Origin of the sequence: Kiloniella sp. (genome assembly GCF_048259265.1) — a bacterium.
Classification (GTDB): Bacteria; Pseudomonadota; Alphaproteobacteria; order Kiloniellales; family Kiloniellaceae; genus Kiloniella.
Genome location: NZ_JBLXHT010000015.1, coordinates 21532 through 27859 on the forward strand (window position 1 = coordinate 21532; position 6328 = coordinate 27859).

Annotated in this window: 5 protein-coding genes; all 5 read right to left on the reverse strand. The window is 44.3% G+C overall.

The annotated features are described in order from the left end of the window. Positions 1–53: 53 nt before the first annotated feature. The gene (locus ACN0QW_RS18130; protein ID WP_417433500.1) at positions 54–509 is read right to left on the reverse strand and encodes a DUF411 domain-containing protein; all 456 of its coding nucleotides are present in this window, start codon (positions 507–509) and stop codon (positions 54–56) included. 48 nt (positions 510–557) lie between these two features. Further along, the gene (locus ACN0QW_RS18135; protein WP_417433502.1) at positions 558–872 is read right to left on the reverse strand and encodes a hypothetical protein; all 315 of its coding nucleotides are present in this window, start codon (positions 870–872) and stop codon (positions 558–560) included. 152 nt (positions 873–1024) lie between these two features. Then, positions 1025–4000 carry an NAD(P)-dependent oxidoreductase gene (locus tag ACN0QW_RS18140; protein ID WP_417433504.1) on the reverse strand — a complete coding sequence of 992 codons (2976 nt, stop codon included), beginning with the start codon at positions 3998–4000 and terminating at the stop codon, positions 1025–1027. A gap of 492 nt (positions 4001–4492) precedes the next feature. After that, positions 4493–5512 carry a fumarylacetoacetate hydrolase family protein gene (locus ACN0QW_RS18145; RefSeq protein ID WP_417433506.1) on the reverse strand — a complete coding sequence of 340 codons (1020 nt, stop codon included), beginning with the start codon at positions 5510–5512 and terminating at the stop codon, positions 4493–4495. A gap of 15 nt (positions 5513–5527) precedes the next feature. Beyond that, positions 5528–6064, reverse strand: a complete 537-nt coding sequence (locus ACN0QW_RS18150; protein ID WP_299381008.1) for a VOC family protein — start codon at positions 6062–6064, stop codon at positions 5528–5530. Positions 6065–6328 lie beyond the last annotated feature (264 nt).

The following is a 6328-nucleotide window of genomic DNA, read 5'->3' on the forward strand; positions in this document are numbered from 1 at the left end:
ATAAAGTTTTTGAAAAATTTTGAGGAGGGAGCCTTTGGAGGCTCCCTCTTTTTTTATTCGATCGCATAGAGAGTGATAGATTGATCGTTTTCTTTTATCTCGTACGAATAAATTCTAAAGGGTTCTTCTTTTTCAATTCCCATTCCGGGCGACCCCATTGGCATTCCGGGCAAGAAAATTCCCGTTACATCAGGCTTTTCCGATAAAAACTTATCAACGACATTTATGGGAACATGTCCTTCGATGACATAACCGTCGATTAAGGTTGTGTGGCAAGAAGACATTTCATCTGTAATGCCATACGATTTTTTGATAAGGGACATTTTTTCTGTGGGTACTTCTTTAACCTTGTAACCGCTTTGACGGAGATGCTCGGCATAAGCACTACAGCAACCACATTGCGGATTTTTAAACAAGGTGGCTTCACCTTCACCTGCATGGGCGTGAACTGGCAAAAGGTTGATAAACATCGTGGCTGCAATTGTTACCGCAGGAATAAAAGATCTCATTTTATGATCCTATTGTGTCTGTATTAGTTGATTGATTTTTGTTTGATTTTACAGATTTATAGGGGGCGAAATCTCTACCGCTGGGAACAATCCAACAGATTGTTCTCGGTGAGGATATGTATCATCTGAGCGGGATCGTTGATTGTTAAGTGTGTTTCCAACGAGTATGGCTGGCGCCATAGATAGGCACAAATCAAGACAGATAACCGCATTGGAATGGTCAATACACTCTTTGCAGCTATCGATATCTGATGTCATATTCTGTACGTGCAATATGTTTGGAATAGACGAATTATTTACATTGTGATCGTTCTTAGGCGCATGCGCACCAGCCTGTGCAAGCGGTGTAAAAAGAACGCTCAAGCAAAAGATCAGACAGATTATAGTACGCCAAGATTTCATGACCTTAAATTACCGAGATCAATCGGTGCTTGTCTAGGATCATTATTGTCGCACAAATAAAAAAGGTGCCATGAATGAACATGACACCTTTTTCAGTTGATCATTTTATGAACTTAACCGTATGGGCCTTTCAGGCCAAGTTGTTCAACAAGCGTGATGTACTTGTTGGACTGCAGCGTTAGTTGAGCGCCATAGCGATCAATAAGTTCCTGACGACGTGAAGCATCTTTCGTGACAGACAGAGCGCCCCAAATTGCAGCCATGTCTTCGGTTAGCTTACGAAGCTCTGCAGCTGTTTCGTCTTCAGCGGCAACGGAAGCCAATGCATTAGATGTTACTTTACCCACACCATTAACTGTCGTTGCACCAGCATTAGTGTACCCGGCAGGAAGAGCGCCTTTCAGGTTCATGATAGATTTGTATTGGATCGCATCAAAGATCTGATCAACAGCCTGTTTTGCACCCTGAACGCGGGAAACATGCTCGGTATCCGCAGCTGCATGAGGTAGAAGCTCTAGCTTGTCAGCATGCCGATCAACAAGCGTAAGGTAAGGAACCATTGGTCCGCTTAGTTCGCCAGTTTCTGCGTTCTTGAACAGATCTGCATCAATCGCAGCATAGGCAACCTTGCCACTTGTAAGGGCAACATCAAGGGCGTCAATGTTGATCACTTCACCACGGTCGTAGTTAACAACAATTGCGCCATCATTCAGGGCGTTGAGTACGCCTTCGTTAACTAGGCTGTCATTGGCAAATTTACCTGTTTCTGCATTAAAGGCACCCAGACCAGTATGTGGGCTGATGACATCAGCACCTTTTGCTGCTTCTTCAGGTGTTTCTGCGTAGGTGAAACCTTCTGATTCAATCCAAGCTTTGTGACGGGCCCGTGCATAGATGGACACTTCCATACCAAAGGCTTTGCCAAGATTTGCAACTTCGCGGCCAATATTACCATAACCGATCACTGCAAGTTTTTTGCCTTCGAGCTTCTCAGTCGGGAACTTGCACAGGTCTTTTCCTGTGTCAAAATCACCTGCGCAGACAAGTTTGTGCATTTCTTCGACAGGAAGATCAGGAGACACTTTCAACAGGGCTTTCATTGCCATCTGTGCTGTTGCGCGGCTGTTAAAACTCGGCGTATTCATGAGGGCGGCTTCACCACCATCACCATTACCGCCGCCCCATGATTCAGAGCCCATGTTGCCGGTTCCCGCACCGATACGTACGCCACCATGTTTGAAGACGGAAGCTTTCGGCAGGAATGTCGCTGCTACGATTGTTGCGTCGTATTGGCCTTTATCTGTCTGAGGCAGAAGCTCTTCTTCTGTACTCAGGTTTGGCTGATACGAGAAGTGAAGTTTGCCAGTTTCAAGGTTCGCATCATCTGCAATCGGGCCTTCGTGGAAAACACCGCCTTTTGCTTCGACATAAGCACGAACCTCGGAATGGTCTGGATTGCCGTTTGTATCGAATTTCAATCCAACAAGGTCGGCAATAAGTACTTTGTAAGCTTTGTTTTGATCGTCCTGACGCACTTTGCCAGATGCATCATTTGCAGATGCTTCGAAAGTTACGCCTTCTTTTGCAAGAAGTTCTTCTAGCACTACGATTTTTGCACGGTGGTAGGCGTATTCGAGGTTTTCAAGCAGGGCAATAACGTCTTCTACTGGGCGTAGACCACCAATCCAGGCGCGGTAGTCACCAGGTGTGCCCGGGAAAGCATTGACGTAACGAGCAACGTCCAGACCTTCTTCATGCTCGCCATTTGGATGCGTTAGGCCTTCGTAGCCGAGCATCTGCTTGGATTTGGCAATGATGTCTGCATGGATTGCAGGATTTGTGTTTGCGCCTTCTGTTACTTTGAGTAGAGTAACAGCGGCACCGCGGTTATCTGCATCAGTAACACCGAGCTCAAGTGTTGGGTTGCTTGCAATCCAGTCGTTGGCTGTTTGGCGATTCTTGATGGATCGCTTGTTCAGCTCACGTGCAGAGCCAATTGATTTCTCTGCGCGCAGAAGACCAAAAGTTGTTTCTGCAAAAGCAAGTGTTGAGAAGGTGTTGATTATACCACCAAGCATCTTGTGTTCAGCAGGATCGTAAACCGGACCAAGTTCCCAGGTTTTTTCGCTGCTCATTGGCTCTTTCGGGTCCGCAGGAACAGCAATTTTAAGCTGACGCGGGATCGCCCATGCAGGGTCTTTCTGGTTCTGGTTCATCAAGGCAAGTGCTTCTGGTGTATAAGAAGCTATGAAATAACCTGAAATGCCGCCAATCGCTTTTTGGAATGGCATGAACATACAACACTTGTCCATAACCTCTAGAACAACATTCTCTGCCCATGGCATAGCACCCAACATAGACGTGCTGTCAATAATTGCGTGGTGCTCAGTTGGGTTCACATCGATCCACTTTAAAAGTTCGATGATTTCGGACTCTTTATAGGTCGTGGCACCGGTTGTTTCGTGACCAACGCCAACGAAGAGCTTGATGCCCTTAGAACTTAGCTCGGCTGCAGTCGGAATTGCGCCTTCGCCTTCGGAGTAGTGGATGCGTTCGATATCACCATTTGCAGCGAACTTCTGCATTTCCATAATCTGGGAACCCCAGGATTGACGGAAAAATCCACCCGCTTTGCCTTCGGCAGATTCAGGTTTTGGTGTATCGACATAGATTTTTTGATCAGGGTTGTTTGCATTCATCAAATGAAGAATGGAAACGGTAAAGCCACTGTGCCCACCACCTAGGCCAATAGCCATTTTATTCTTTTTTGGGAATTCAAAGTAACGATGAATTTCACGGACCATATCCAGCAGAACTTTATCGGCCGGATAGCCACGGTGCATGCTGCGGCCGATTTCGGCTGTTGTAAAGCTGCCGATGCGATTGCCGCGATCATCTACTTTTGCATAATTTTCTTCAAGCCATGCATCAAACTGAAAGCGCAGGCGACGCCCGTCAACTTCGTCGGATGTCATATCCGTAATGGGGCCTACGCCAAAGAACTGGTTAGACGTTCTTGTTGGAGCACCTTTTGCGGTGACAGCCAAGGACGCATCGCGTTGTGCCTTTAGGTCATCAATCGATACCATGATGTTAAATTCCCTGTGTTACTCAATAATGATGGCCTGCTGGGCGTGGTGAATGCACACGATCTGTTGATTGTTGTCAATCGCAAGAAATAGGCTTAATCGGAATAATCCAGCGCCTAAAAAGTAATTTGGTGTTCAATTACCAGCCAATTGCAGCACAAAATTTCAAAATTTTGCATTCCATGTGCTGTATATACCCCCTGTAAATCAGGGGTATGCCGATCAGCGCAGCAAAATGTGGTAAATACGACCACTTGCTTTGTTCCATGTGAGAATAGCTGTCTTTGATAGGGAAATCCTACTATATGATTTGAGAAAACAGATAGGATTTTGAGTGATAAATACTCTTAACCTTCTGAAATTGTGCCGAAAGTGGATCATTTTCTTTTGTTTTTATATGAAAACAGCTCTGAATTTGACTTCAGAGCTGTTGTATAGCTGTAAGGAAAAGCAGTATCTGGTTTTTGGGTCTATGAACCTATGGTTCATAAATTATGGAATAGAGTACTCTACTATTTTCTGATCAATTTTTCCAAAAATTGAGTGACCTTCCTTATCCATCATTTCTATTGCGATTGTATCGCCAAACTTCATAAAGGAAGTTTGAGGAGCACCTGTGTTGATTGTTTCAATCATACGGACTTCTGCAATGCAGGAGTAACCAACACCACCGTCCTGTACGTGTTTTCCTGGTCCGCCATCAAGCTTGTTCGAAACGGTTCCTGATCCGACAATCGTGCCCGCACCGAGCGGACGGGTTTTTGCCGCGTGAGAGACAATTGTTGGGAAGTCAAACGTCATATCTTCGCCAGCTTCAGGTTTTCCGAACAGCTTACCGTTTAGCGTCGAGAGTAGAGGCAAATGAACCTTGCCGTTTTTCCATGTAGGGCCAAGTTCATTTGGTGTTACAGCCACAGGGGAGAAAGCACTGGATGGTTTGGATTGGAAAAAGCCAAAACTTTTTGCCAGTTCAGCCGGAATTAACCCGCGCAGAGAGACATCATTAACGAGCATCAAAAGTTTGATGTGATTTTCTGCCTCTTCAGGGGATGTGCCCATGGGCATATCGTCGGTGATGACAGCAATCTCTGCTTCGAAATCAATACCCCAACTTTCTGAACCAAGTGGAATATCGTCTCTTGGACCAATAAAGCTGTCAGAGCCACCTTGATACATCAAAGGATCAGTCCAGAAGCTATCTGGTAATTCGGCGCCTCTTGCTTTTCTAACAAGCTCAACGTGATTTACATAAGCAGAACCGTCAGCCCATTGGTAAGAGCGAGGAAGAGGAGATGCACAAGCAGGTTCTTCAAAGTCAAAACTATCTGTCTGATCACCATTATTCAGAGCTTGATAGAGCTTGTCTAACTGCGGGGAAATATTGTCCCAGTCGTCCAGTGCTGATTGTAGCGTTGGCGCGATTGTTGTTGCCTTAACAGATTTTTTCAGATCGCGACTGACAACAACAAGCTCACCATCTCTGGTGTCATTTTTATAGGTAGCGAGTTTCATTTTATTAACCGTAACTTATGAGGAAAGTTCTTTTTGATGCATCCAATCGGCATGTGTTGGGGCTTTTTTGGTTTTTGACCACTCTTCAAGCATTTGCCATTTTACATCATCGAGCTTTTTGCTCATATCTGGTGTTGCTGTATTGACAGCCAATTCAATGCGATGACCACTTGGATCAAAGAAGTATATTGATTTGAAAAGGGTGTGATCTGTTGGCCCTAATACATCAATACCATCCGCTTCGAGCTTACTTTTAACAGTCAGCATTTCATCCATTGTTGCTACTGATAACGCTAAATGTTGTACCCATTCTGGCGTATTGGGATCTTTGCCCATGGGTGGAGAGTTCGGTATTTCAAAAAAGGCCAAGATAGAACCTTTACCGGCATCAAGGAAGATATGCATATAAGGGTCTGGGGCTTTTGTGGAAGGGACTTCGTTTTCAGCAATTGCGAGTATAAAATCCATATTGAGGTATTTTCCATACCATTCAACGGTTTCTTTTGCATCTTTGCATCTGTAAGCGACGTGATGAATTTGTTCTATTTTCATTTTAAGCCTCGCATTGTTCTGTACATCTATTCTGTAAATTTGCTCTGGGCAGTTCACAAAACTGATCCTTAAGTACACTGTGAGAATAAGAGAAAGAAGGTCACTATTTTCACAGCATTCTATTTTGATATACAATATTAGTTGCAAATGAAACTAATGCAAGTTTAAACCAATAAATAAGAATTTAATACATACCATTTATTCCTTTCATAAAATTCTTATTTATTGGTTTAAATTTCCATTACGTTCAATTGATAGTAATAT

Excerpts from the sequence above, each read along its gene's own strand:
- ACN0QW_RS18130 (WP_417433500.1), bottom strand. The coding sequence starts at position 509 with ATGAGATCTTTTATTCCTGCGGTAACAATTGCAGCCACGATGTTTATC.
- ACN0QW_RS18140 (WP_417433504.1), bottom strand. The coding sequence starts at position 4,000 with ATGGTATCGATTGATGACCTAAAGGCACAACGCGATGCGTCCTTGGCT.
- ACN0QW_RS18145 (WP_417433506.1), bottom strand. The coding sequence starts at position 5,512 with ATGAAACTCGCTACCTATAAAAATGACACCAGAGATGGTGAGCTTGTT.
- ACN0QW_RS18150 (WP_299381008.1), bottom strand. The coding sequence starts at position 6,064 with ATGAAAATAGAACAAATTCATCACGTCGCTTACAGATGCAAAGATGCA.